Raw genomic sequence first — 1114 nt, 5'->3', positions numbered from 1 at the left:
CGTGGCCCACCGGAGACCATGTGTGGAACGGCCACACGCCGGCCAGAATGCCGAAGCCCAGGTAGAGCATGACGAAGGCGATGCGCTGGACCTGAACGTCGAAGCCGAGCCGCTGCAGTTCAAAGAGATCGAAGGTGGTGCCTCCGGCCACGGCCCACAGGTACAGGATCCCCGGAAGGATCAGAGCGCTTCCCGCAAGGAGGTACAGGGTGAGTTTCATGGCGCCGTATTCCTTGCGGGTGCTGCCCCAGATGGCGATGAGCGGGTACATGGGGAAGAGGGAGACGTCGTACCAGACAAAGATGAAAAAGAGGTCCATGCTCATGAACACGCCGTAGACGCCGGCCACCAGAAGGTAGGTGAGCGCGAAGTATTCCTTCACGCGCTTTTCCAGTTCCCACATGGTGAGCACGCCGGTAAAGAGCACCACGGCGGTCAGAAGGATCATGGGCACGTTGATGCCGTCGGCGGCGAGGAAGTAATAAATCCCCAGGCTTTTCACCCACAGGACCCGCTCCACGAACTGCAGCCCGCCCTTGTGGGGATCGAAGGCGAAATACACATAGAGGCTGAGCGCCAGGCCCAGGGCGGCGAACCCCAAGCTCACCTGCTTAACCAGCTTGGGCCGGTCATCGGGGATGAAGAGAATGACCAGGAGCGCCAGCAGCGTGGAAAACAAAATGGCCGACAGAATCGGAAACTGCGCAAATTCCATGGCTGTCATAAGCATGCCCACTCGCGTTTAAACGTTCCCTTCGCTTCGTCCGTCACCGCAGCCTGGGGGCCCTCGAACCCCTTACAAGGCGAAGACCAGCACCAGGACCCCCACGGCGGCCACCATGAGCACCAGGTTGTATTGGAGCATCCCGGACTGGAGGAAACTCACCGCACGGCCGCCGCCCACCGTGAACCGGCAAATGCCGTCGATGCCGCCGTCGATCACCCGGCGGTCATTGCGGGTAAAAATATTGGTAAAGCCGCAATAGACGCACAGATCCAGCGCCTTGCGGTAGAAATGATCCATGTACCAGCGGTTGGCAAAAAGAGTTTCCACCGCGGGAAATCTGCGCAGGAACCCTTCCTGGGTGGCCTTCTTCCAGCCGAATTCCAGGTA

Annotated in this window: 2 protein-coding genes; both read right to left on the bottom strand. The window is 59.8% G+C overall.

Translation table 11 applies throughout. From position 1 onward, the window contains the following. The coding region (locus ABJK56_RS06520) for a proton-conducting transporter membrane subunit (protein ID WP_347243856.1) at positions 1-724 on the bottom strand (724 nt) is incomplete at its 3' end. 72 nt (positions 725-796) lie between these two features. Then, positions 797-1114 (bottom strand): hypothetical protein (locus tag ABJK56_RS06515; protein WP_347243855.1); only part of this gene is annotated, 318 nt, incomplete at its 5' end.

The organism is Thermogutta sp. (assembly GCF_039793925.1).
GTDB lineage: Bacteria > Planctomycetota > Planctomycetia > Pirellulales > Thermoguttaceae > Thermogutta.
The sequence above is the reverse complement of the archived record's forward strand: the minus strand, read 5'-3'. Positions and strand labels throughout refer to the sequence as shown.